The 620-nt window shown below is 66.7% G+C and carries 1 protein-coding gene; it reads right to left on the reverse strand.

Annotated features, from left to right (window positions below; genetic code table 11):
- Positions 1–620 (reverse strand): cadherin domain-containing protein (locus tag AC1DT3_RS23480; protein WP_477467553.1); only part of this gene is annotated, 620 nt, incomplete at both ends.

Here is a 620-nt window from a genome sequence, read left to right on the forward strand (position 1 = left end):
GTCCTGTCCCGTGCCGCCCGACAACACATCCTTRCCCAAGCCGCCCGACAGCTTGTCGTTGCCGGCATTGCCCTTGAGCACGTCGTTGCCGGCCAAGCCCGTGAGGACGTCGTTGCCCGCCTCGCCCGTCAGCGCATCGCCRTTCGCCGTGCCCACGAGCACGAGCGGGTTGGTYTCGACGACATTGGCGACATCGAACGTGAAGACCTGCGASGCCGTGAGGCCRAAGACATCCTTGGCGGTCACAGTSAGGCTGTAGCTGGACKTCGTTTCGTAATCGACGGCGCCGGTGAGAACGAGGTTGTTGCCRTCGATGCGGAACGGTCCGTCGGTGSCGGCGAGGCTGTAGGTGAGYGCGTCGCCATCCGCGTCGGTGGCGCGCAGCGTGGCGATAATGGTGCCCGCCAGCGCGTCTTCCGCGACYTGCGCCTGGGACAGCGCCAGACCAGCCGGCGCAGCGTTCCACAACGCCACGCTCGCGTCGGCAAATTGCAGCACGCGGACGTCGCGCACGAGATCGGTGCCATCGGGTCCGGTCACCGTGAAGGTGCCGTCGCCGTTGTCGACGACTTGAGATTCCGCGGCCGTGCCGGAAAACTTGGCGACGTTCGTCCCCGTGC

The sequence above is a fragment of the Microvirga sp. P4_G7 genome (genome assembly GCF_056401005.1).